Source organism: Dactylosporangium sp. NPDC050588 (assembly GCF_040654975.1).
In the GTDB taxonomy this organism is placed as follows: Bacteria; Actinomycetota; Actinomycetes; order Mycobacteriales; family Micromonosporaceae; genus Dactylosporangium; species Dactylosporangium maewongense.
Genome location: NZ_JBFAJA010000005.1, coordinates 74,071 through 96,504 on the forward strand (window position 1 = coordinate 74,071; position 22,434 = coordinate 96,504).

The 22,434-nt window shown below is 73.4% G+C and carries 17 protein-coding genes; 6 read left to right on the forward strand and 11 right to left on the reverse strand.

The genetic code is table 11. The annotated features are described in order from the left end of the window. Positions 1-27: 27 nt before the first annotated feature. From AB0I21_RS04480 to AB0I21_RS04490, 3 genes are read right to left on the reverse strand one after another with little or no spacing between them, the layout of a single operon-like run. Positions 28-1,056 carry a hypothetical protein gene (locus AB0I21_RS04480; RefSeq protein WP_360559047.1) on the reverse strand — a complete coding sequence of 343 codons (1,029 nt, stop codon included), beginning with the start codon at positions 1,054-1,056 and terminating at the stop codon, positions 28-30. Further along, complete coding sequence (locus AB0I21_RS04485) at positions 1,053-1,544, reverse strand: SigE family RNA polymerase sigma factor (protein WP_344502337.1); 492 nt, start codon at positions 1,542-1,544, stop codon at positions 1,053-1,055. The genes AB0I21_RS04480 and AB0I21_RS04485 overlap by 4 nt, the downstream gene beginning before the upstream one ends. Before the next feature lie 59 nt (positions 1,545-1,603). Further along, entirely contained in the window at positions 1,604-3,460 is a 1,857-nt protein-coding gene (locus AB0I21_RS04490) for a M14 family zinc carboxypeptidase (protein WP_360559048.1), read from the reverse strand. A 190-nt stretch (positions 3,461-3,650) separates the two neighbouring features. Between AB0I21_RS04490 and AB0I21_RS04495 the strand changes: the two genes are divergently transcribed. Next, a complete protein-coding gene (locus AB0I21_RS04495) occupies positions 3,651-5,015 on the forward strand; it encodes an MFS transporter (RefSeq protein ID WP_360559049.1) in 1,365 nt (454 codons plus the stop codon). Between the two features lie 256 nt (positions 5,016-5,271). Here the strand turns inward: AB0I21_RS04495 and AB0I21_RS04500 are convergent, their stop codons facing one another. Together AB0I21_RS04500 and eda are read right to left on the reverse strand one after the other, a co-directional pair. Beyond that, positions 5,272-6,372, reverse strand: coding sequence for a sugar kinase (locus AB0I21_RS04500; RefSeq protein ID WP_344501979.1), 1,101 nt, complete (start codon positions 6,370-6,372; stop codon positions 5,272-5,274). Beyond that, on the reverse strand, positions 6,369-6,998 hold the full coding sequence (gene eda / locus AB0I21_RS04505) for a bifunctional 4-hydroxy-2-oxoglutarate aldolase/2-dehydro-3-deoxy-phosphogluconate aldolase (protein ID WP_360559050.1): 630 nt from the start codon (positions 6,996-6,998) through the stop codon (positions 6,369-6,371). The genes AB0I21_RS04500 and eda overlap by 4 nt, the downstream gene beginning before the upstream one ends. A gap of 46 nt (positions 6,999-7,044) precedes the next feature. Between eda and AB0I21_RS04510 the strand changes: the two genes are divergently transcribed. After that, positions 7,045-7,806: an IclR family transcriptional regulator gene (locus AB0I21_RS04510; RefSeq protein WP_360559051.1), complete on the forward strand. Its 762-nt coding sequence runs from the start codon at positions 7,045-7,047 to the stop codon at positions 7,804-7,806. Here AB0I21_RS04510 and AB0I21_RS04515 read toward each other — a convergent pair. The 4 genes from AB0I21_RS04515 to pdhA are packed head-to-tail and all read right to left on the reverse strand — an operon-like array spanning position 7,785 to position 11,780. After that, complete coding sequence (locus AB0I21_RS04515) at positions 7,785-8,441, reverse strand: hypothetical protein (protein WP_360559052.1); 657 nt, start codon at positions 8,439-8,441, stop codon at positions 7,785-7,787. The genes AB0I21_RS04510 and AB0I21_RS04515 overlap by 22 nt on opposite strands. After that, a complete protein-coding gene (locus AB0I21_RS04520; RefSeq protein ID WP_360559053.1) occupies positions 8,438-9,697 on the reverse strand; it encodes a dihydrolipoamide acetyltransferase family protein in 1,260 nt (419 codons plus the stop codon). The genes AB0I21_RS04515 and AB0I21_RS04520 overlap by 4 nt, the downstream gene beginning before the upstream one ends. Beyond that, positions 9,697-10,689 carry an alpha-ketoacid dehydrogenase subunit beta gene (locus AB0I21_RS04525; protein ID WP_354891078.1) on the reverse strand — a complete coding sequence of 331 codons (993 nt, stop codon included), beginning with the start codon at positions 10,687-10,689 and terminating at the stop codon, positions 9,697-9,699. The genes AB0I21_RS04520 and AB0I21_RS04525 overlap by 1 nt, the downstream gene beginning before the upstream one ends. Further along, a complete protein-coding gene (gene pdhA / locus AB0I21_RS04530) occupies positions 10,686-11,780 on the reverse strand; it encodes a pyruvate dehydrogenase (acetyl-transferring) E1 component subunit alpha (protein WP_360559054.1) in 1,095 nt (364 codons plus the stop codon). The genes AB0I21_RS04525 and pdhA overlap by 4 nt, the downstream gene beginning before the upstream one ends. A gap of 131 nt (positions 11,781-11,911) precedes the next feature. On the opposite strand from pdhA, the gene AB0I21_RS04535 reads away from it, so the two are divergent. Beyond that, positions 11,912-12,379: an Lrp/AsnC family transcriptional regulator gene (locus tag AB0I21_RS04535; protein WP_344501971.1), complete on the forward strand. Its 468-nt coding sequence runs from the start codon at positions 11,912-11,914 to the stop codon at positions 12,377-12,379. A gap of 287 nt (positions 12,380-12,666) precedes the next feature. After that, positions 12,667-18,135 carry a biotin carboxylase N-terminal domain-containing protein gene (locus AB0I21_RS04540; protein WP_360559055.1) on the forward strand — a complete coding sequence of 1,823 codons (5,469 nt, stop codon included), beginning with the start codon at positions 12,667-12,669 and terminating at the stop codon, positions 18,133-18,135. Positions 18,136-18,226: 91 nt separating this feature from the next. Here AB0I21_RS04540 and AB0I21_RS04545 read toward each other — a convergent pair whose 3' ends face one another. After that, positions 18,227-18,541: a hypothetical protein gene (locus AB0I21_RS04545; protein WP_360559056.1), complete on the reverse strand. Its 315-nt coding sequence runs from the start codon at positions 18,539-18,541 to the stop codon at positions 18,227-18,229. Positions 18,542-18,647: 106 nt separating this feature from the next. Here AB0I21_RS04545 and AB0I21_RS04550 point away from each other — a divergent pair, with 106 nt between their 5' ends. Then, entirely contained in the window at positions 18,648-19,760 is a 1,113-nt protein-coding gene (locus AB0I21_RS04550) for a crosslink repair DNA glycosylase YcaQ family protein (RefSeq protein WP_360559057.1), read from the forward strand. Here the strand turns inward: AB0I21_RS04550 and AB0I21_RS04555 are convergent. Next, positions 19,757-21,367, reverse strand: a complete 1,611-nt coding sequence (locus AB0I21_RS04555; RefSeq protein WP_360559058.1) for a TerD family protein — start codon at positions 21,365-21,367, stop codon at positions 19,757-19,759. The two genes, AB0I21_RS04550 and AB0I21_RS04555, sit on opposite strands and share 4 nt — an antisense overlap. Positions 21,368-21,471: 104 nt before the next feature. Between AB0I21_RS04555 and AB0I21_RS04560 the strand changes: the two genes are divergently transcribed. Further along, entirely contained in the window at positions 21,472-22,392 is a 921-nt protein-coding gene (locus tag AB0I21_RS04560; protein WP_360559059.1) for a hypothetical protein, read from the forward strand. Positions 22,393-22,434: the final 42 nt, after the last annotated feature.

Here is a 22,434-nt window from a genome sequence, read left to right on the forward strand (position 1 = left end):
TCTCCAATGTGGACAGAGGCCGCGAAGTCACCAGCGCTCGGGATGCTCCAGGTCCTGGACGGGCAGGTAGCCCGCCAGGAGCTGCAGGCCGTCCTGCTCGGTGTAGCCCTTGCCGCGGTCGGTGAGGAACAGGTCGACGAGGCACGGCTGCACGAGCATCTCCAGCAGGCCGTCGCCGGCGCGGGCCACCCGGTAGGGGCCCGCGGCCAGGTCGCCGGTGGGGTGCTCCATGCCCGGCGGGGTGCGCTCGGCCCGGACCGTGAGCCAGCGGTCGTGGTCGCCGATCGTGAGGGCGCCCTCGGCGAAGCCGGTCTGCCGCCCGAGCGTCAGCGAGCAGCCCAGGACGTCCGCGCCGGCGGGGAACCGCTCGATGCCGAAGGGCACCACACAGCGGTGCGCGGTGTCGAAGGTGATCCGGGCCGCGGCGGCCGTCGCCTCGTCGCCGCTGCCGGCGTACAGGTCGAGCCTCGCCCACAGGGTGCCCACGGGCTGCCAGCGCACGGACCACAGGGCCTGGCCGCCGGCGGGTCCCGCGTCCACCCGCGCCGTCCCCGGCCGGTCGCCCACGGTCACGCCGACCGGGGCCCCCGGCTGCCCCGCCGACTCCAGCTGAGACCCGGCCGCGTCGAGCTTGTCGGCGGTGGCGGCGAGCGTGACCGTGGCGCGGCGCAGGAACTGGACGCTCTCGATGCCCGGGCCGGTGCTCCAGGTCGCGTACTCGGCGCCGGCCGCGAGGTCGTCGGCGGCGAAGTGGACGGTGCCCGGGTCGGATCCGACCGCGTCCGGCTGCTCCAGCGCGCCGGGCACGTCGGGGGCCGGCGGCAGGCCGAGCGCCACGGCCGGCGCGGCGGGCCCGTCCGGCGTGGGCTTCGTCGGTGCCGACGCCGCCAACGCGACGAGCACGGCGCAGGCCACCGCGGCGGCCACGGCACCGGCCCTGCGCCGCAACCGGATCCGCTGCCCGCGCCGGCGGGCGTGCGCGACGATCGGCGCCGGGTCGGCGTCGCCGCCGGCGCGGTCCCGCAGCATGGTGGTGAGCCGATCGTCGAGGTTCATCGGGACCCTCCCGTGGAGATGGCAGACGGCGCGGCGCGCAGCGTGTCGAGGGCCCGTTTCGCGTGGGTGCGCACGGTGCCGGTGGAGCAGTCCAGGATCTCGGCGATCCGCGCGTCGTCCAGGTCCTCGTAGTAGCGCAGGACGATGACGGTGCGCTGCCGCTTGGGCAGCTGCCGGACCAGGCGCCACAGCGCGTCGCGCTCGGCCACCTCGGCGGCCTCGTCGCCGGTCGCGGGCCGCTCGCCGACGGCCTCGACGGTCACCTCGCGGCTGCTGCGCCGCCGCCACCACGAGTGGTGGGTGTTGACCAGCATCCGGCGCACGTAGACGTCCGGCCGGTCGGTGCGGGCGATGCGGCCCCAGCGGGCGTAGGCCTTGGCCAGGACGTCCTGCACCAGGTCCTCGGCGCGGTGCTCGTCATCGGTGAGCAGCCTGGCGAAGCGCAGCAGCGCCCCGGCGCGGGCGAACGCGTACTCCTCGAACGTCACGTCCCTATACACGCGGCGGGCCGCCCGTGCCGTAGACACGGGCGGCCACATTTCTTTCGTCAGGACTGCCGGATGACGACGTTGTCGACGCCGGCCTCGACCAGGCTTGCCGTCGCCGCGTCCGCCGCCTCGAACAGGATCCGGACGCTCTGCCCCGCGTACGCGCTGAGGTTGACGCTGCCGGTCGACCAGGACGCGTCCCGGTCGGCGGCGGCGCCGGCCACGGTGGCCAGCACGGTCGTGCCGCTCGCCGTGACGACGCTGACCCGGAAGAAGTCCGCCGACGAGGCGTTGCTGCCGTGGCCGAGGTACCAGGAGTAGCTCAGCGTCAGCGTCCCGCTCGACGGCAGCGTGATGCTCGGCGAGCGCACGCTCGTCGTGCCGCCGTCGACGTCGTTGGCCCCGGCGTCGGCGCCGGCCAGGCGCGCCGTCACCAGGTCGTTGCTGCCGCTGACCGTGGTGCCGAGCTGCTTCGGGCCGCTGGAGTCGGTGGCCTCCGGGTCGCCGCGCTCCCAGGCGCCGGTGGTCGCGGTGTCGGTGCCCGACGGGTTGGTGGTCCAGCCGAGGTTCGTCTCGAAGTCGTCGGACCAGACCGTGGTGCCGGGCGCGGTGCCGCAGTACTGGGCCTCCTTGCCGATCACCCGGTACGGGCAGTCGGCGTACTCGGCGATCTGCAGGCTCGCCTCCCGGTTGAGCGCGGTCTGCGCGGCGATGACCTCGTCCGGCGGGTAGAAGCCGCCGCCGCCGGAGTTGCCCGGGTACATCTCGAACGTGTAGGACCACACGCCCTGGTCGGCCCACAGCCAGTCGTCGATGGTGCCGTCGGTGATGTACAGGTCGCTGGCCTGCTCCGGGGTGTAGCCGTTGGTGGCGGCCATCTGGGTGCCGAGGGTGCGGAAGGTGAGCTCCTGGTCGGCGTCCAGGCCCGGTGCGGTGTTCGAGGTGGTGTACCCGAAGGGCCAGAGCACGAGCTTGCCGTAGGTGTGGAAGTCGATGTGCGTCTTGATCTGCTGCACCCCGCCGACCCGCCGGCTCAGCACGAGGTCGCGCACCCGCTGGGTCTCCGGCGCGGAGAACGCCGACGGCCCGCGGTAGGTCTCCGAGCTGGTCGAGCTCGACGACCCGCCGCAGCAGCCGAAGTTGTAGCCCCAGTTGCGGTTCAGGTCGGTGCCGACGTTGCTGCTGCCGCTGTTCGGCTGCCGGTTCTTGCGCCACGACCGGTAGGCGCCGGTGGCGATGTCGTACTCGCCGCCGTCGGGGTTCATGTCCGGCACGATCCAGATCTCGCGCGAGTTCACCACGTTCGTGATCCGGGTGTCGGTGCCGTAGCCGTCGGTGAGCTGCTTGATCAGGTACAGCGCCATCTCGACGGTGAGGTGCTCGCGGGCGTGCTGGTGCGCCGTGTAGAGCACCTCCGGCTCGTTCTCGTCGACCGCGACGTTGTCGGAGATCTTGATGACCGGGATGTCCCGGCCCTCGTACGACGTGCCGAGACTGCTCTTGCGCAGGATCGCCGGGTGGTCGTCGACGGCCTGGTTGAGCTCGGCGGTCATCTCCGCGTAGTTGTGGTACATCGAGTCCGCCGACGGGAAGTCGAGGATCGTCGCGGGCCCGCCCGGCGTCGCCGGCCGCAGCGCGCGGGTGACGGTGAAGCCCAGCTGCCGCAGCTTCGCGACCTCGGACGGGGTCGCGGTGATGTCCGCGACGCCGTGGTCGATGCCGTCGATCGCGGCGCCGGTCCCGGCGACCCGGTTGCGCTGGTCGAGCGTGCCGACCCCGCTCACCAGGTAGGGAGCGGACGTCTCGGCGGTCACCGCGTCGGCCGGCGCGGCGCCGGCCGGGCTGATCGCGGCGACCACGAGCGCGACGGCACCGGCCATCGCGAGTGGGATGGTGCCCCTGCGGGGGTGGCTCATCTGGCCTCCTTGGGTGGTGGAGGTGAACGAGCTACCAGGTGACCACCCAAGGCATGGTCATATCAACATCCGTCTTTGTCCCTACCGCGCCGGGCACGGCGAGGACCGATCTTGTGGTGGGGCGGGCCCGGAGCATATGGTGACGCCACGATCCTGAGGGAAACACTGTTTCCAAACCGAGGAGGTCGCCGTGGCCGGGACTGTGCTGGTGCGGGCGTTCGCCGGGCGGCCGGAGGTGGCGGTCGAGCCCGCGCGGACCGCGCCGCTCGGGTGGTGGCCGGCGATCTGCGTGGCCCTGGTCGCGTTCGTCGACCGGGTCGAATACAACCTCCTGGCCGGGGTCGTGCCGCAGATCCAGGCGGAGTTCGGGCTCAGCGACAAGGCGGTCGGCGCCATCCCCACCGCGGGGGCGATCGCGGGCGTGGTGCTGCTGCTGCCGGCCGGCCGGCTCGCCGACACCGGCCGGCGCAACTGGATCATCGCCGGCGTCGTCGGCACGTGGGCGGTGCTGACCCTCGGGACCGGGCTCGCCACGTCCTACGCGGTGCTCTTCGCGATCCGGGTGCTGCTCGGCGCGGCGGGGCAGCTCTACAACCCGCCCGCCTCGAGCCTGCTCGCGGACTACTTCCCGCCCGGCGGCCGGGCGCGCGCGTTCGGGCTGGAGCGCCTCGGGTACTTCGTCGGGCTGCCGGTCGGGGTGCTCGTCGGCGGCTCGCTCGCGCAGGCGGTCGGGTGGCGGCACGCGTTCCTGTTCGTGGCCGTGCCGGGGGCCGTCATCGCGCTGCTGTGCCTCACCGTCCGCGAACCGGTCCGCGGCCTCGGCGACCGTATCGGCGCGCTGGCCGCCGGTGTCGCACCCGTCGAACGACCGGCGGAGTCCGCGGCGGTGCCCGTACACCGGCAGCTGCGACAGCTCGTGCGGATCCCGACGCTGCGGTCGGTGGTCGCGGGGCTGACCATCATGTTCTTCGGCCTCGGCGGGCTGTTCTTCTGGATGCCGACGTTCTACCAGCGGGAGTTCGGCCTGGAGGAGGCGGCCGCGACCGGGATCGCGGGCGGGGTCGGCGGCGTCGGCATCGTCCTCGGGGTGATCGTCGGCGGCCGGTACGGCGACCGCTTCCACGGCCGGCGGCCCGGCTGGCGGATGGTCCTGGCCGGCACGGCCCTGTTCATCGGCGCGCTGGGCCTCGCCGTCGCCGCGCTCGTGCCGGTGCTGCCCGTGCAGATCGCCGGCTACTTCCTCGCCAACGCCGGGTTCTCCGCGGCGATCCCGAACCTGACGGCGGCCAACGCCGACGTGGTGCCCGCGCACCGGCGCGGCCTGGGCTTCGCGGTCCTCAACGCGGTCGTCACCCTCGGCGGCGCGGCCGGCCCGTTCCTCGTCGGGGCCGCCTCCGACGCGCTCGGCGGCGGCGGGTCCGGCTCGCTGCGCGGCGCGTTCACCGTGCTGCTGCTGCCGCTGGGGCTCGGCGCCTGGATCATCCTCCGGGCGCGGCGCACCTTCGACGCCGACATCCTGCGCGCCACCGGCGACCCCCGCCCGTCCGGCGATTGACGGCCGGCGGGCGGACAGCGCCGCCGGGGGTTCTCCGCGACAGTTGAGTCGGCACCTGTACCGATGACAAACCCCGGCGGGCGGCTGTGCGAGGCCTGCCCGCCGGGGTCAACAACGCTGCGGTTCGGCCACCGCGCCGTCGGGCGCCGCCGGTGCCGGTCGCCGCCGGTGCCGGTCGCCGCCGGTGCCGGTCGCCGTTGCATTGCGGGACGCCCAGCGCTGGACACGCGACCCTGGGCGTCCAACGCTGGGACACTCAGCGCTGGACGCGGGCGCCGCCGCCGCGCACCAGGGACTCGACCTCGGCGAGGCTCGCCATCGAGGTGTCGCCGGGGGTGGTCATGGCCAGGGCGCCGTGCGCCGCGCCGTACTCGACCGCGGTGGCGATGCCGCCGTCGCGCTCGAGCAGGCCGAAGATGAGCCCGGACGCGAAGCTGTCGCCGCCGCCGACCCGGTCGAGGATCTCCAGGGCCGGCCGGTGGGTCGCCTCGGCGAACTCGCCGCCCGCCCAGGCGACGGCGCCCCAGTCGTTGACGGTGGCGCTGTGCACGGCGCGAAGGGTGGTCGCGACGACCGCGAAGTTCGGGTACTCCTCGACGACCTCCTTGATCATCGCCTTGAAGTTGCCGGCGTCGAGCGCGCCGGCGTGGATGTCGGTGTCGGGCACGGCGAAGCCGAGGCAGGCGGTGAAGTCCTCCTCGTTGCCGATCATCACGTCGACGAGGCCGGCGAGGCGGCGGTTCACCTCCTGCGCGCGGGCCTTGCCACCGACCGCCTTCCACAGCGACGGGCGGTAGTTGAGGTCGTACGAGACGACCGTGCCGTGCCGGCGCGCGGCGGTCATCGCGGCCTCGACGGTGGCCGGCGCGGTCTCCGACAGCGCCGCGTAGATGCCGCCGGTGTGCAGCCAGCGGACCCCGAGCGTGCCGAAGAGGTGATCCCAGTCCACGTCCTCGGGGCGCAGCTGGCTGGCGGCGGTGTGCCCGCGGTCGGACGTGCCGACGGCGCCGCGGACACCGAAGCCGCGCTCGGTGAAGTTGAGCCCGTTGCGGGTGGCGCGGCCGATCCCGTCATACGGCACCCAGCGCACGAACGACGTGTCGACCCCGCCCTGCAGGATGAGGTCCTCCAGGAGGCGGCCGATCTCGTTGTCGGCGAACGCGGTGACGATCGCGGTGCGCAGGCCGAAGCAGCGGCGCAGGCCACGGGCGACGTTGTACTCCCCGCCGCCCTCCCACGCCTGGAAGGTGCGGGCGGTGCGGACCCGGCCGGCGCCGGGGTCGAGGCGCAGCATCACCTCGCCGAGCGAGACAAGGTCGTAACGGCACTCGTCCTTGGGGCGTAGCGTGAGCGTCATGCCGCCGCCTCCACCGCGGCGGCGGCCCGCTCGGCCACCGCGTCCCAGCGCCCGGCCTGCAGGAGGTCGGGGGCGACGATCCAGCTCGCGCCGACCGCGAGGACCTGCGGCAGGGCGAGGTAGTCCGGCATCACCTCGGGGGTGATGCCGCCGGTGGGGATGAACCGCACCCCGCGGAACGGCGCCGCGAGAGCCTTGATCATCGGTGCGCCGCCGAGCTGCTGGGCCGGGAAGAACTTCACGATGTCCAGGCCGGCGTCGAGGGCCATCTGGATCTCGGTGGCGGTGGCGGCGCCGGGCACGACGAGCACGCCGGCGTCCTGGCACGCGGCGACGACGGCGGGCGCGAAGCCCGGCGTCACCACGAACCGGGCGCCGGCGGCGATGGCCCGCTCGGCCTGCTGGGCGGTGAGCACCGTGCCGGCGCCGACGACCAGGTCGTCGCGGCCGGCGATGGCCTCGATCGCGTCGAGGCCGGCGGCGGTGCGCAGGGTGATCTCGGCGGCCTTGAGGCCGCCCTTGACGAGGGCGTCGCCGAGCGCCGCCGCGTGCCGGGCGTCCTCGAGGACCACCACCGGCACGACCCGCCCCAGGGCGAGCTGTTCACTCCTATGAACATCAGTCACGGGTGTGAACATAGTGCAAGCGCGGCCCGTTCGCTACAGTGGCGCCGTGCAGGACGACTTCCAGCCGGTCAAGTCAGCCGGGCGCACCCTTGACGTGCTCGAGGTCCTCGCGGATCAGCCGCGCGCCTGGACGCTCGTCGACCTCGCCCGCGCGCTGGACATCCCGAAGAGCAGCCTGCACGGGCTCATGCGGACCATGACCGCCCGCGGCTGGGTCCGCGCCGACGAGACCGGCACCCGTTTCCGGCTCGGCATGCGCGCCCTGCAGGTCGGCGCCGCCTACCTCGACGGCGACGACAGCGTCGCGGTGATGTCGGGGGTCCTCGACGAGCTCTCCCGCCGGCTCGGCGAGACCGTCCACCTCGGCCGGATCGAGGGCGACCAGATCGTGTACCTCGCCAAGCGGGACTCCACCCACCGCCTGCGCCTCTACAGCGCCGTCGGCCGCCGGCTGCCCGCGCACGCGACGGCCCTCGGCAAGGCGCTGCTGGCCCAGCACGCCGACGCCGACGCCGACGCGATGCTCAGCTGGCCCCTGCAGCGGCTGACCGCCGGCACCATCACCGACCGCGATGCCCTGCACCGGGCCCTCGCCACGGTCCGCGAGACGGGGTACGCCGTCGACCGCGAGGAGAACGCGGACGGCATCATGTGCTTCGCGATGGCGGTGCCCCTGACGGTGCCGGCGACCGACGCCGTCTCGGTCTCGGTGCCGATGACCCGGATGACCGCCGGGGTGGAGGAGGGCGTCGTCGCCGCCCTCACCGACCTGCTCCAGCCGCTGGGTCAGGCCCGCAGCATGCTGTAGGCGTCCGTCAGCGCCGCCGTGACCGCCTCGACCGTCACGGTCTCCAGGGCACCGGCGGTGGCGGGGTCGAAGTCGTAGCCGAGCGCGGCGTACGCGGCCGTCAGCGGCGCCCGGAGCAGGCCGGCGCCCGTCACCTGGAAGACGGAGCTGAACAGCCACCCGTCCCGGGTGACCCGCTGGGCCGAGCCGACGACCTTGACCGTGCCGCCGAGGTTGACGCTGTACTCGCCGGGGCAGTACTCGCCCGGGACGGCGCCGATCCGGGCGTCGGCGCCGAGGCCGGTGAGGACGGCGGCGTGCATGGCCGCGAACCGCCGGAACCGCCCGACGGGGTCACGGGACGCGTCCGGGGTGCGGCACACGTGGTCCACGACGACGCTGCCCTCGTGGTAGAGCGCCAGGGTGCCGCCCTGCGGGCGGATCACCGGGGTGAAGCCGGCCGCGCGGACCGCCGCCTCGGCGTCCGGGTAGCCCGGGCGCAGGGTGTCGCGCCGGCTGAACGCGGCCGTCGGCGCCGGCGAGAAGATCCGCAGGAACTCCCGGCCCGCGCCGGCCCGCAGCAGGTGCGGGCCGAGGGCGACGTCGGCGGACGGGCCGCCCGGCAGGGGCGACCCGTCGAGCAGGACGACCGTCACAGCCTGGCGATGACGGAGGCGGGCTCCTCGATGGCGTCGGCGACGCTGCGCATGAACCCGGCGGCGGTGCCGCCGTCGCACACGCGGTGGTCGAACACGAAGCTCATCTGCGCGATCTTACGGACGCACAGCTGGCCGTCGACGACCCACGGCCGGTCGATGATCCGGCCCAGGCCGAGGATCGCGACCTGCGGGTGGTTGATGATGGCCGCGCTGCCGTCGACCCGGAACGCGCCGTAGTTGTTGAGCGTGAACGTGCCCGCCGACAGCTCCTGCGCCGTCGAACGGCCCTCCCGCGCCCTGGCCGTGACCGCGCGGATCTCCTGGTCGAGCCGGGCGGTCGTCATCGCGCCGGCGTCCATGACCGCGGGCACCACGAGGCCGCGGGCGCCCTGCACGGCGATGCCGAGGTCGACCCGGTCGAGCTCGACGATCTCCTGGCGCACGGTGTCGAGGCGGGCGTTGAACACCGGGTACTCGCGCAGGGCCGCGACCACGAACCGGGCGACGTACGCGATCAGGCCCGGCCCGGCGGGGACGCTCTCGCGCAGCCGCCACAGCTTCGTCGCGTCGACGTCGACCCAGACGGTCGCCTCGGGGATCTCTGCCCGGCTGCGGCTCAGTGCCGCCGACACGCTGCGGCGGAAGCCGCTCAGCGGGATCCGGCGCTCCCCCGGTACCGACGCGGCGGCGGCTGTCGTGACGCAGGCGCGCTCCACGTCGGCGCGGGTGATGACGCCGCTCTCACCCGTCCCCTGCACGGTGCGCAGGTCCACGCCGTTGGCGCGGGCCAGGTTGCGCACCAGCGGCGAGACGACGAGGGGCACCTTCCGGGCCGCCGGGGCGGGGAACGCGGGCGCGGCCGGCCGGACGTTGGCGCGCGGGCGGCGGGTGCGGCCGGCTGTGGTGGCGCCGGTGGTGCCGGTGGTGCCGTAGCCGATGAGGACGTTGCCGGAGCCGGCCCGCTCCTCCTCCCGGTAGGCCTCCTTGGCGGCCGCCGCCACGCTCACGGGCTCGCGCTCCGCGGCGGCGATCGAGATGAGCGGCTTGCCGACCTGGACCGTGGCGCCGGGCCGGGCGTGCAGGGTCTCGACCCGGCCCGCGTACGGCGACGGCACCTCCACCACGGACTTCGCCGTCTCGACCTCGACGACGCTCTGGTCGACGGTCACCGTGTCGCCCTCGGCGACGAGCCACCGCACGACCTCCGCCTCGGTGAGCCCCTCTCCGAGGTCCGGCAGCAGGAACGTCGCCATCACTGCTCCCACTGCAGGTCGTCGACGGCGTCCAGGACCCGGTCCACGCCGGGCAGCTGGAAGTGCTCCAGCTTCGGCGGCGGGTATGGGATGTCGAACCCGCCGACCCGGCGGATCGGCGCGGCCAGGGCGTTGAAGCAGCGTTCGGTGACCCGGGCGACGATCTCGGCGGAGACCCCGGCGAACCCGGCGGCCTCGGCGACGACCACGGCCCGGCCGGTGGAGCGCACCGCCGCGCACACGGTCTCGTCGTCGAACGGCACGATCGAGCGCAGGTCGACCACCTGCAGGCTCCGCCCCTCCTGCGCGGCGGCCTCGGCGGCCTCCAGCGCGACGGGGACGGCGGGCCCGTAGGCGATGAGGGTCGCGTCGGTGCCGTCGCGGCGGATCACGGCGGTGCCGATGCCGGGCGCCCCGGACGGCAGCTCGACCTCCTCCTTGCTCCAGTAGAGCTTCTTCGGCTCGAGGAAGACGACCGGGTCCGGCGACGCGATCGCCGCCCGCAGCAGCGTGTAGGCGTCCGACGGCGTCGACGGCGCGACCACGTGCAGCCCGGGGGTGTGGGCGTAGTAGGCCTCCGACGAGTCGCAGTGGTGCTCGACGCCGCCGATGCCGCCGGCGTACGGGACGCGGATGACCATCGGCAGCGCCACCCGCCCGCGGGTGCGGTTGCGCATCTTCGCGACGTGGCTGACGATCTGCTCGAACGCGGGGTAGGCGAACGCGTCGAACTGCATCTCGACGACGGGACGCATCCCGTTCATCGCCATCCCCACGGCCATCCCGACGATCCCGGACTCCGCGAGCGGCGTGTCGAAGCAGCGTGCCTCGCCGAAGTCGGCGGTGATGCCGTCGGTGATCCGGAAGACGCCGCCGAGCGCGCCGACGTCCTCGCCGAACACGACCACCGTGGGGTCTGCTTCGAGCGCGTCGCGCAGGGCCCGGTTGAGCGCCTGCGCCATCGACAGCTTCTCGTGCGTGGTTGTGGTCATCGGGGGCTTCCTTCGCGGCTCAGCTCGTCCGCCACCATCGCCGCCTGCTCGCGCAGCTGGGGTGTGGGGGTCGCGTACACGTGGGCGAACAGGTCGGCGGGGTCCGGCTCGACGTCCCGGTTGAGGCCGTCGCGCAGGTGCGTGGCGACCCGCTCGGCCTCCTCGGTGAAGGCCGCGATCGCCGCGTCGTCGATCAGCCCCTGGCCGGTCAGGTACGCGCGCAGCCGGGCGATCGGGTCGCGCTCGGCCCACGCCGCGACCTCGGCGTCGTCGCGGTACCGGGTGGCGTCGTCGGCGTTGGTGTGCGCCTGCATCCGGTACGTGTGCGCCTCGACCAGCTGCGGCCCGCCGCCGGACCGGGCCCGCTCGACGGCGGCGCCGAGGACGGCGAGCAGGGCGGCCATGTCGTTGCCGTCGACGCGTTCGCCCTTGATGCCGTAGCCGATCCCCTTGTGCGCCAGGGACGGCGCCGCGGTCTGCCGTGACAGCGGGACGCTGATGGCGTAGCCGTTGTTCTGGATGAAGAAGACCACCGGCGCCTGGAACACGGCGGCGAAGTTGAGCGCCTCGTGGAAGTCGCCCTCGCTGGTGCCGCCGTCGCCGCACATCGCCATGACGACGGTCGGCTCGCCGCGGAGCCTGGCCGCGTGCGCGACCCCGACCGCGTGCGGCAGCTGGGTGGCCAGCGGCGTCGCGTGCGGGGCGACGTTGTGCTCGTACGGGTCGTACCCGCAGTGCCAGTCGCCCTTGAGCAGGCTGAGCGCCTCGACGGGGTCGACGCCCTTGACGGCCGCGGCGACCGTGTCCCGGTAGGTGGGGAAGAGCCAGTCGCCGGCGTCGAGGACCTGCGCCGCGGCGACCTGGCACGCCTCCTGCCCGTGCGACGACGGGTACACGGCGAGCCGCCCCTGCCGCACGAGCGCGTAGGCCTGGTCGTTGAGCCGCCGCGCGGTGAGCAGCGCGCCGAGCGCCGTGACGAGTGCTTCGGTGTCCGGAAGCGCGTGGCGCCCTGGGTCGAGGGCCTGGCCGTGCGCGTCGATGAGGGCGACCGGTTCGTCGCCCGGTAGCAGGTGACTCGGGTCACGCGTCATGCCGCAATCCTGGGCCTCGCGCCATTCGCGTTCCACTTCCGGCGCCAAACCGAGAAGATGTTCGTGTTCAGGGCGTCGTACGATGCCAAACGTCCAAACTGAGGGCTCGTTCAGGAAGGTGGGCGAGACAGGTGGCCGCCCCGCTCGACGACATCGACCGGCGTATCCTCGTGGAGCTCAGCCGGGACGGCCGCATGTCGATGCGCACCCTGGCCGAGCTGCTGCACATCTCCCGCGCGAACGCCTACGCCCGGGTCCAGCGCCTGCGCGACACCGGGGTCATCCGCGGCTTCCACGCCGACGTCGATCACGTGGCCGCCGGCATGGGCACGTCGGCGTACGTGACGGTCAACCTGCGCCAGGCCGAGTGGCGGGTGGTCGGCGAGCGCCTGCGGGCCCTGCCGGGCGTCGTGCACATCGCCCTCGTCGGCGGCGAGTTCGACGTGATCCTCCTGGTCCGCGCCAAGGACAACGCCGACCTGCGCCGCCTCGTCCTCGACGTCATCCAGGGCATGCCCGGCGTGGTGAACACCCGCACCCTCCTGGTCTTCGAGGAGTTCGAGCCACCCACCTCGGCCTCGATGTGGGAGACACGCTGACCGCGCGGCGCCGGAGCCGGCCGCGCGGGCGCCGGGGGTGACTGCGCAGTGTCGGAGATGAACGAAGTGGGTACGCAAGGTGATAGTTGGGTGATGCCGGTCACTGTCCACCCGAGCGTCGACCCGGAAGTCCTTTGTAGGATTCTTACAACGCGAGGGGTGCGGGATGCGTCGTGCGGCACAGTGGCGTACTCGGCGGTAATCACGCAGGGTGTAGCCAGGTGCAGGCGGCGCTCCGGGACCCGGACGTCGCCTGCTGTGTGTGGGGCAATTGGGAGGCTCAACCGGTGTTCAGTCGTGTCGCCATCGTCAACCGTGGTGAGGCCGCGATGCGGCTCATCCACGCCGTCCGGGATCTTTCGGCCGAAACCGGGGAGCGGATCGAGACGATCGCCCTCTACACCGACGCCGACCGCACCGCGACGTTCGTGCGGGAGGCCGACGTCGCCTACCCGCTCGGCCCCGCCTCCGCCCGGCCGTACCTGGACCACGCCGTCCTCGAACGGGCCCTGGTCGAGACCCGGGCCGACGCCGCCTGGGTCGGCTGGGGCTTCGTCGCCGAGGACCCCGCGTTCGCGGAGCTGTGCGAGAAGCTCGGGGTGACGTTCGTCGGCCCGAGCGCCGAGGCGATGCGCAAGCTCGGCGACAAGATCGGCTCGAAGCTGGTGGCCGAGGAGGTGGGGGTGCCGGTCGCGCCGTGGAGCCGCGGCGCGGTGTCCACACTGGACGAGGCGCTGCGCGCGGGCGAGCAGATCGGCTACCCGCTGATGCTCAAGGCGACCGCCGGCGGCGGCGGGCGCGGCATCCGCAAGGTCACCTCCGCCGAGGACCTGACCGACGCCTACGAGCGGACCAGCCAGGAGGCGCTGCGCGCGTTCGGCTCCGGCGTGGTCTTCCTGGAGCGCCTCGTCACCGGCGCCCGGCACGTCGAGGTGCAAGTCATCGCCGACGGGCAGGGCACCGCGTGGGCGCTCGGCGTGCGCGACTGCTCCGTGCAGCGGCGCAACCAGAAGATCATCGAGGAGTCCGCGTCGCCGGTCCTCTCGCAGGAGCAGGCCGCGGAGCTGAAGGCGTCCGCCGAGCGGCTCGCGATCACCGTCGGGTACCGCGGCGCGTGCACCGTCGAGTTCCTGTACCACCCCGGCGAGCGGCTGTTCGCGTTCCTGGAGGTCAACACCCGGCTGCAGGTCGAGCATCCGATCACCGAGATCACCACCGGCACCGACCTGGTGAAGCTGCAGCTGCACGTCGCCGGCGGCGGGCGCCTGGAGGGCCAGAAGCCGGAGGAGCTCGGGCACGCCGTCGAGGCCCGGCTCAACGCCGAGGACCCCGACCGGGACTTCGCGCCGTCACCCGGCCGCATCACCCGCCTGGTGCTGCCCGCCGGCCCCGGCATCCGCGTCGACACCGGCGTCAGCGAGGGCGACTCCATCCCCGCCGACTTCGACTCCATGATCGCGAAGATCATCGCGTACGGCCGGAACCGCGACGAGGCCCTCGGCCGCCTGCGCCGCGCGATGGCCGAGACGACCGTCGTCATCGAGGGCGGCACCACGAACAAGAGCTTCGTGCTCGACCTGCTCGACCAGCCCGAGGTCATCGACGCCAGCGCCGACACCGGCTGGATCGACCGGGTCCGTGCCGAGGGCCGGCTCGTCAGCCACCGCCACTCCGCGGTCGCCCTCGCCGCCGCCGCGATCGAGGCCTACCAGGACGAGGAGGAGATCAGCCGGCACCGGCTGCTGTCCACCGCGCACGGCGGGCGCCCCCAGGTCCAGCACGAGACCGGCCGCCCCCTCGACCTGAAGCTGCGCGGCGTCGGGTACCGGGTGAGCGTCGCCCGCGTGGGCCAGAAGCGCTACCGGGTCGGCGTCTCCGGCGGCGGCGACGTGCACCCCGTCGACGTCGAGATCGAGCGCTTCGACGCCCACAGCGGCCGGATCGTCGTCAACGGCCACCGTTTCCGGCTCGTCACCGCCACCCACGGCCCGGTCCACCTGGTCGAGGTCGACGGCATCACCCACCGCGTCAGCCGCGACGAGGGCGGCGTCGTGCGCTCCCCCGCGCCCGCGCTGGTCGTCGCGACCCCCCTCACGGTCGGCGACGAGGTCGAGGCCGGCGCGCCGATCCTCGTGCTGGAGAGCATGAAGATGGAGACGGTGCTGCGCGCGCCGTTCCGCGCCCGGGTCCGCGAGTGCCCCGTGTCCGTCGGCAGCCAGGTGGAGACCGGCGCGCCGCTGATGCGCCTGGAGCCCCTCGCCGACGACGCCGCCGCCGACGAGGTCGTCGAGACCCAGACGGTGGACATCGAGCTGCCGCCCGAGCGCGACGGCGTGAGCGTGGCCGAGCGGGTGGAGCGCGGCCTGCAGGACCTGTGCAGCCTGCTGCTCGGCTTCGACGTCGACCCGCAGGACGGGCGGCGGCTGCTGACCCGCTACCTCGCCGCCCGCGCCGAGCTGGGCGGGCGGCCGCTGCAGGGCGAGATCGACCTGCTCACCACGTTCGCCGACCTGTCGGAGCTCAGCCGCAACAAGCCCGGCGGCGAGTTCCAGGAGGAGCCGGGCAGCCCCGTGCACAGCCCGCGGGAGTACTTCCACAGCTACCTGCAGAGCCTCGACGTCGACCGGGCCGGCCTCCCCGACGGGTTCCAGGCCAAGCTGCGCAAGGCGCTGGGCCACTACGGCGTCACCGAGCTGGACCGCACCCCGGAGCTGGAGTCCGCGGTCTTCCGCATCTTCCTCGCCCAGCAGCGGATGTCCACCGACGTCGCCGTCGTGCTGGAGCTGCTGCGCCAGTGGCTGGCCGGCCCGCCGCCGGTGGAGTCGATGAACGAGCGGGCGGGCCTGGCCCTCGAGCACCTCGTCGAGGCCACCCAGGTGCGCTTCCCCGCCGTGTCGGACCTCGCCCGCGGTGTCGTCTTCCGCTGGTTCGCCCAGCCGCTGCTGCGCCGCAACCGCGCCAAGGTCTACGCCGCGGTCCGCGCCGACCTGCAGCACCTCGACCGCAACCCCGACGCACCCGACCGCGCCGAGCGGATCCAGGCGATGGTCGCCAGCGCCGAGCCGCTCGTGCGGCTCATCGGCCAGCGGACCGGGCGCCCCGGCCGCGACGCCTTGGCGCTGCTGGAGGTCGTGACCCGCCGGTACTACGGCAACCGGGCGCTGTCCGGCGTCACCGTGCGGGAGGCGGGCGGCTGCCGGTTCGTGACCGCGGAACGCACCGACGGATCCGGCACCGTCCGGGTCGTCACCACCGCCGTCGACATCGCCGCCCTGCCGGCCGCGATCGGGGCGGTCGGCGAGCTGGCCGCGGGCGTCGCCGAGCACGGTCTCGTCGCGGACCTCTACGTCACCTGGGAGGATCAGCCGGACGCGGACGCGATGGCCGTGCGGCTGCGGCAGCTGCTGACGGAGCAGCCGCTGCCCAACGGGGTCCGGCGCATCACCACCACCGTGGCCGGCACCAGCGGCGCCGTCATGCACCACCACTTCACCTTCCGCCCCTCCGCCGGTGGCTTCGATGAAGACCGGCTGCTGCGCGGGCTGCACCCGCAGATCGCGCAGCGGCTCCAGCTGCACCGGCTGCGCGAGTTCGACCTCACCCGCCTGCCGTCCGCGGACGAGGAGATCTACCTGTTCAAGGCGGTCGCGCGCAGCAACCCGGCCGACGAGCGGCTCATCGCGATGGGCCAGGTCCGCGACCTGACGCCGCTGCGCGAGGCCGACGGCCGCCTGGTCGCGCTGCCCGCCGTCGAGGACGCGATCACCGCCGGGCTCGACGCGATCCGCAACATCCAGGCGCAGCGCCCGCAGAACAAGCGGTTCGACACCAACCGGATCCTCATGTACGTGTGGCCGTCGACCGAGCTGACCGGCGACGAGCTCAACGCGCTCGTCCAGCGCATCCTGCCGACGACGGCCGGTGCCGGCCTCGAGGAGGTGCAGTTCATCGCCCGCCAGCGCACCTCGGCGGGTGACCTCAGCGAGGTCGCGGTCCGCATCACCCTCAACCACGGCCACGGCGTGCAGGTGTCCGTCGACAAGCCGTCGACCGAGCCGCTGCGGCCCCTGGACGACTACCGCCAGAAGGTCCTGCAGGCGGCCCGGCGCGGCAACGTCTACCCGTACGAGCTGACCTCGCTGCTCGGCTCCTTCGTCGAGCACGACCTCGTCGACGGCGTCCTGGTGCCGGTCGACCGGCCGAAGGGGCGCAACACCGCGGCGATCGTCTGTGGGGTCGTCACCACGCCGACCGACCGGCACCCCGAGGGCATCACCCGCGTCGTGCTCCTCGGCGACCCGACCAAGGCGCTCGGCGCCCTCGCCGAGCCCGAGTGCTCCCGGGTGATCGCCGCCCTCGATCTCGCCGCCTCGATGCAGGTGCCTCTGGAGTGGTTCGCGCTGTCCGCGGGCGCGAAGATCTCGATGAGCTCCGGCACCGAGAACATGGACTGGGTCGCGGCCGCCCTCAAGCGGATCGTCACGTTCACCCAGGCCGGCGGTGAGATCAACATCGTGGTCGCCGGGATCAACGTCGGCGCCCAGCCGTACTGGAACGCCGAGGCGACGATGCTCATGCACACCAAGGGCATCCTGGTCATGACCCCCGACTCGGCGATGGTCCTCACCGGCAAGCAGTCGCTGGACTTCTCCGGCGGCGTCTCCGCCGAGGACAACTACGGCATCGGCGGCTACGACCGGGTCATGGGCCCCAACGGCCAGGCGCAGTACTGGGCGCCGCACCTGCCGGCCGCCCGGGACATCCTCATGGCGCACTACGACCACACGTACGTCGTGCCCGGTGAGTCCGGTCCGCGTAAGGCTTCGACCGTGGACGCTGTCGATCGGGACATTTCGGACTTCCCGCACAATTTCGCGGGCAGTGACTTCACCACGGTCGGGCAGATCTTCTCCACCACGCACAACCCCGACCGGAAGAAGCCCTTCGACATCCGGACCGTCATGCGGGCAGTGTCCGACCAGGACCACCCGGTCCTGGAGCGCTGGGCCGGCATGGCCGACGCGGAGACGTCCGCGGTGCAGGACGTGCACATCGGCGGCTGGCCCGTCTGCCTCATCGGCATCGAGTCCCGCTCCGTGCCGCGGCGGGGTTTCCCGCCCACCGACGGCCCCGACACGTACACCGCCGGCACGCTCTTCCCGCGCTCGTCGAAGAAGACCGCCCGCGCGATCAACGCCGCCTCCGGCAACCGCCCGCTCGTCGTCCTCGCCAACCTGTCCGGCTTCGACGGCTCCCCCGAGTCGATGCGCAAGCTGCAGCTGGAGTACGGCGCCGAGATCGGCCGCGCGATCGTCAACTTCGACGGCCCGATCGTCTTCTGCGTCATCTCCCGCTACCACGGCGGCGCGTTCGTCGTCTTCTCCAAGGCCCTCAACCCGAACATGACCGTGCTCGCTCTCGAGGGTTCGTTCGCGTCGGTACTGGGTGGCGCCCCGGCCGCCGCGGTGGTCTTCACGGGCGACGTCAACAACCGCACCGCCACCGACCCGCGGGTCACCGACCTGCAGGCCCGGGTCGCCGCCGCGACCGGCGCGGAACGGGCGGCGCTCAACGCGCAGCTCGCCGAGGTGCACTCCGCGGTCCGCGCCGAGAAGCTGGGCGAGGTGGCCGCCGAGTTCGACCGCGTGCACAACATCCAGCGCGCCGTCACCGTCGGCTCCGTGGACGCCATCATCAGCGCCGCCGAGCTGCGCCCCCGCATCATCGAGGCGATCGAGCACGGCATGAAGCGCTGACCACCCTTGCGGACCGGCACGCCGCCCCCACCCGACGTGCCGGTCCCCTCACCTTCCGCAAGCCCCTGTTCACCAGGCGGAGCAGCGTAGACTACGGACAGCAACGACTCCGGAGATCAATTTCCATCGCTGGGGTGCGGCGGGTGGCGGCGGTGACCGCGGGCAGTTCGGCGAGCACCCGGGCGCACTCGCACAGGAAGGCGGCGGTCTCCTCCGGCGGGACGACGAGCCAGTCGTCGGCGAGGCGGGGCAGGTAGACCGCGCCGAGGTCGCGCACGATCTGTGAGGAGTACAGCCACTGGCGGGTGCTCTCGCCGCCGGCGCTGTCGTTGACGCCGGGCGGGACGGCGCGGAAGGTGAGGGTGCCGTCGGGGGCCGGCCTGGCCATCGTGATGTTCAGGCTCACCGGTGTCCCCTGCGGTCGGAGCTGCGTCGATTCACGGTACACAGGCGGCCGCACGAGAATGGTCACCCAGGAGGGGCAGCCAAGATCGAAGGGCTAGCCTCGCAGGGTGACGACGCACCGGATTTCGATCGTTGAGGCGCGGCGGATCGCCGTGCGGGCGCAGCTGCTGGGCGGCGAGCGGCCGGCGGGGCTGCTCGAGACGGTGCGGCACCTGGCGCTGCTGCAGATCGACCCGACCGCCGCCATCGCGCCGACCGCGGACCTCGTGGCGTGGAGCAGGCTCGGCGCCGGCGGGTACGCGCCCGCGGAGCTGGTCGGGGCGTTGCGGCGCAGGGAGCTGATCGAGCTGGCGGCGACGGTCCGGCCGGCGGAGGACCTGGCGCTGTACACGGCGGAGATGGCGCTGCGCCGCGACGACGCGCCCGGGGCGTTCAAGTACCGGCGGCACCCGGAGTGGATGCGGGCCAACGACGCGTGCCGGAAGGACATCCTCGCCAGGCTGACGGCGGAGGGGCCGTTGCCGTCGCGGGCCATCCCTGACACGTGCGCGATGCCGTGGGCGTCGACGGGCTGGACCAACGACCAGAACGTCATCCGGCTGCTCGACCTGATGGCGGCGTGCGGTGAGGTGGCGGTCGCGGGGCGGCAGGGGCGGGACCGGCTGTGGGACCTGGCCGGGCGGGTGTACCCGGACCACCCGCCGGTGCCGGCGGAGGAGGTGGTCCGGCGACGGGGCGAGCGGCGGCTGCGGGCGCTGGGCATCGCGCGGGCGAAGACGACCGAGGTGCCGATCGAGCCGTGGGGCGTCGGCGACGTCGGCGAGCCGGCCGTGGTCGAGGGGGTCAGGGGCGCCTGGCGGGTCGACCCGGCGCAGCTGGAGCGCCTGGGCGAGCCCTTCGAGGGCAGGGCCGCGCTGCTGTCGCCGTTCGACCGGCTCATCCACGACCGGAAGCGGACCCTGGAGCTGTTCGGGTTCGACTACGGCCTGGAGATGTACAAGCCGGCCGCGAAACGCCGGTGGGGCTACTACGCGCTGCCGATCCTGGTCGGCGACCGGCTCGTCGGCAAGCTCGACGCCACCGCGGACCGGAAGCAGCGCGTCCTGCGGATCAACGCGGTCCACGAGGACGAGCCGTTCGACGCGGAGACGAGGGCAGCGGTCGACAAGGAGATCGACGACCTCGCGACCTGGCTGGATCTGGAGACTCAGCGAAGCTAGATCCGGGCGCCCTTGGCGAGGTTGCAGCGGCGGCACAGCAGCTGCAGGTTGCCGACGCTGGTCGCGCCGCCGCGGCTCCACGGGATGACGTGGTCGAACTCGAGGTACTCGGTGGCCTGGCACTCCACGCACGCGCCGCCGTCGCGGCGCCACACCTCGGCCCGGATCGCCGGCGACACGGAGCGGGAGTCGCGCTGCGCCGGCGCGACCGCGGTGCGTTTCGCCACGCGCAGCACCCCGGTGAGCACGGCGGCCACGTACTCGGGGTCGCCGACCTCGTACGTGCCGCCGCCCCGGGAGGTGGTCGCGGCGACGACGACGGTGCCGTACTCGGGGCGCGCCTCGATGACCTTCGCCCAGACGAGGTCGGAGCCGGCGCTGTCGCCGACGAAGCGCAGCTTGGTGTTGGTGACGATCAGCCGGCCGTTGTCGCGCTTCGTGCCGCTGGCCAGCTGCCGTACCCGCGTCGCCGGCACCTCCAGGTGCAGGATCTCCTCCGCGTCGAGGTGCAGGGTGCTGGAGGAGACCCGGGGCACGTCGCCGCCGCTGATCAGCCCGAGCTCGAGGCCGCGCCGCAGCCGGCGGCGCATCTGGCTGATCGCGGGGTCGACGACGCCGAGCGCGCGGACCGCGTCGTCGAACGCGTCCATCTCGTGCTGCTCGATCACCTCGTCCGCGAACGCGAACGTCAGCAGCTGGTGCAGGTGGTGCAGGGCGACCGGGCGCAGCGTCTCGCGGCCGGCGTCCTCGCGCACCCGGTGGTAGCGCAGCTCGGCCCACAGCTCCGACCAGGCCGGCTCGGCCGTGCCGGTCGCGGCGAGGACCCGGGTCGCCCTGGCCCGCCACACGTTGAGCACGTTGGCGATCTCGGGGTCGCACCGGCGGCAGTTGGACGGTATGCCGGCGTAGCTGCGGTACTTCGGCCCGCCGCACCGGCCGCAGACCGCCGGCGTGTCGTGGATGAGCGGAACCGTCTGCATCGTCCACTCGGTGCCGTTCCACCACCGCAGCAGCGACGGGTCGTCAGGCGCGACGTACCAGTCGGGGCGCGGGCGCTCCGCCGGCAACGCACCCGACGCCTCGGCGACGGAATCATCAGCGTCGACCGAGACGCCGTAGTCGGTCGCCAGGCCCGCGAGGCCGGAGGACCAGCCCTGCCCGACGGCGCGGAATTTCCACCTGCCCTGCCGCCGGTAGAACTCGCCGAACACCATCGCGGTGACCGGCTCCACGTCGCGGACGGGGAACCGCGCGACGACCTGCCCGCGGCGGCCCTTCACGGTGACCTCGAGGCCGGGCACGGTGTCGAACGTGCCGTCGTCCATCGACCCCGCGATGACGACGCTGGCCACGTCCGCGGGGACCCGGGCCAGGTCGACCGCGAGGGTCGCCGCGCGCGGGCCGTCGGCGCTGAGCGACACCGCGCCGGTGGCGTCCCGCGGCTGGTTGTAGAAGACGAAGTCGGCGTCGCCGCGCACCTTGCCGCCCTCGCCGACCAGCAGCGCGCACGCGTCGACGGTCGCGCCGGCGCGCCAGGCCACCAGGGCCGTGACCGCCGTCTCGTCGATCGCGGTGTTCGCACCGCGGGCAAGTGCTGCGGTCGTCATGCGGGGCCACCTCCGGGGCGTGAGCGTATCGACACGGTATCTCGCAGTCGATCATCGCGTCATACTCCCGACCGTCCACTTTGGAGAAGGTAGGCTTCGCCGGCATGGAGCCGTTCCCGCTGCCGCCGTGCGAGCCCGGCGGGACGGATCCGTCCGCCGCGATCGAGGCCTGGGTCGCCTCGCCCCAGATGCGCGAGCTCGTGGCCAGGTTCGGCGGTGCGGTGCCCGACGCGCCGGCGCGGGAGGCGCTGGACCACGTCGCGGACTTCTCGAAGGTCTGGGACTTCAGGGCCGGGACGAAGGAGCGGTTCGACACCGCCCGCGTCGGCTACGGCGCGGACGACGAGCGGATCCGCGACCTCATCCACGCCCTCGGCAACGGCGGCCGCCCGAAGCCCGTCCACGAGCACTACGACCACGTCGTCGTCCTCGGCGGCGGCATCCGGGTCACCCTCGGCCGCGTCGACTTCGCGGCGAGGCTGCTCCGTGGCGGCACGACGGCCGCGACCGTCGCCGGGCTGGGCAGCCTGCGGCACCGCGACGACCGGGAGCACCGGGAAGGCCTCCGCCTCGGCCTCGGCGAGTTGGAGACCGAGGCGGACATGATGACGGCCGCGCTGCGCCGGTTCCTCGACCTGCCGGAGCCGGCGAGGACCGAGACCGGCGACGGCTGGTGGCACCAGACGTGGCCGGACGGCGGCGTCCACGTCCTGGCGGCCGCGTCGACCCGGCTCCCGCTGCGAGCCAGCACCGCCTGCACCCTGATCGGCTGGGCCGAGCACGTCAGCAGGCCCCTGGAGACCGACCGGGTGCTGCTGGTGACCAACGACCCCTACGTGCGGCACCAGCACTGCGACGCGGTCCGGCTGCTCGGCCTCACGTACGGCTGCGGCATCGAGACCATCGGCATGGACGACCTCGCGACGGCCGAGTGGGGGCGCCCCCTGGCGACCACCGAGCTGCTCCAGGAGGTCCGGTCCTCGATCCTCGCGATGCGCAACCTCTACAGCGCAGTCAAACAGTAATCGAAAGAAATAAGTCGCGTACTAAGGCTCCGCTAAGGCTGG